Below are 1,678 nucleotides of genomic sequence, written 5' to 3' on the forward strand. Positions count from 1 at the left end.
CGATCCGGACCTCGCGCGCCGGTACGGGCAGGTCATCGGGCGTGAGGGGCGGGCGCTCGGGCAGGACGTGCTGCTCTCGCCGATGGTCAACCTGCTGCGTACCCCGTACGGGGGCCGGAACTTCGAGACGTTCACCGAGGACCCGCTGCTCGCCGCCGATCTCGTCGCCGCCGAGATCGAGGGCATCCAGGGCGAGGGGCTGATCGCCACGGTCAAGCACTTCGCGCTGAACAACCAGGAGGCGGACCGCGAGAACGTCGACGTCAGGGTCGACGAACAGACGCTGTACGAGGTCGAGTCGCGGGGTTTCGAAGCCGCCGTCGCCGCCCGCGTCGGTTGTGTCATGGGCGCCTACAACAAGGTCGACGGCACCTACGCCTGCGAGAACGAGCGCCTCCTCACCGGCCTCCTGCGCGACCGCTGGGGCTTCACCGGCTGGGTCATGACCGACTGGAACGCCGCGCACAGCACCGCCGCCTCCCTGCGGGCCGGGCTCGACATGGAGATGCCGGACGGTGCGCACTTCGGGGCCGCGCTGAAGGCGGCGGTCACCAGCGGGGAGGTCCCGGAGGCGTACGTCGACCGGGCGGTACGGCGGATCCTCGCCGTACGGGAGCGGTTCGGGCACTTCGACGGAGCCGTACGGCCCGCGCGGGACGCCGATGCGGGCGCGGCCGTCGCGCTGGAGGTCGCCAAGGCGGGGGCGACCCTGCTGCGCAACGTGAACGGGACCCTGCCCCTGCGCGCCGGGTCGGTCGCGGTGATCGGGGCCAGCGCCGACTACCCCTTCGTCAGCGGCGGGGGCAGCGCGCACGTCGTCAGCGCGGGCGCGCAGAGCCCGCTCGCGGCGATCAGGCGGCGGATGGGGGAGGTGACGTACGCGCTCGGGGAGGACCTGTTCGGGAAGGACCTGGCGCTCGGCGAGTCGGGCGTGTTCACCGGCGAGGGCGAGCACACCTTCGTCCTGCACTTCACCGGATCCCCGGTCGAACGGCCGAAAGTCCTCCTCGACGGCGAGGAACTCTTCCCGCTCGCCCCCGGCTGGAGCGAGTACTTCGTCGGCGGCCTCACGACCACCGCCCCCGACGGCATGACCGTCCGCCGCGCCACACGACACCTCGCACCCGGCGAACACACGCTCAAGATCACGGGCGGACAGCGCTTCCACCTCCGGCACATCACGGAAGCGACCCGCGCGCGGGACGTCGCCGAAGCCGTGGCCGTGGCCCGCGCCGCCGACCAGGTCGTCCTGTTCGCGTACGAGGACGCCACCGAGTCCCTCGACCGCACGACCCTCGCCCTCCCCGGCAACCAGGAGCGCCTGATCGAGGCGGTGACCGAGGCCAACCCGCGTACGACCGTCGTCCTGAACACGTCCTCCGCGACGGCCATGCCGTGGCTGGAGCGGACCGGCGCCGTGCTCCAGATGTACTACCCCGGCCAGGAGGGCGCCGCCGCGACGGCCGCCGTCCTCGCCGGGGACTGCGACCCGGGCGGGCGGCTCACCCAGTCGTTCCCCGTCGACGACACGCACCACCCCGTCGCCGGGGACGCGCGGCGCTACCCCGGCGCGGACGGGGTCGTCGAGTACTCGGAGGGCGTGCACACGGGCTACCGCTGGTACGACGCGCAGGGCGTGCGCCCGCTGTTCCCCTTCGGGCACGGGCTGTCGTACACG

1 protein-coding gene is annotated in these 1,678 nt (G+C 73.0%); it reads left to right on the forward strand.

Annotated elements, in window-relative coordinates:
• Positions 1-1,678, forward strand: a 1,678-nt coding sequence (locus tag AOK24_RS01485) for a glycoside hydrolase family 3 protein (RefSeq protein WP_055718206.1), incomplete at both ends; no start/stop codon positions are given.

This window comes from Streptomyces niveiscabiei, assembly GCF_001419795.1.
Classification (GTDB): Bacteria; Actinomycetota; Actinomycetes; order Streptomycetales; family Streptomycetaceae; genus Streptomyces; species Streptomyces niveiscabiei.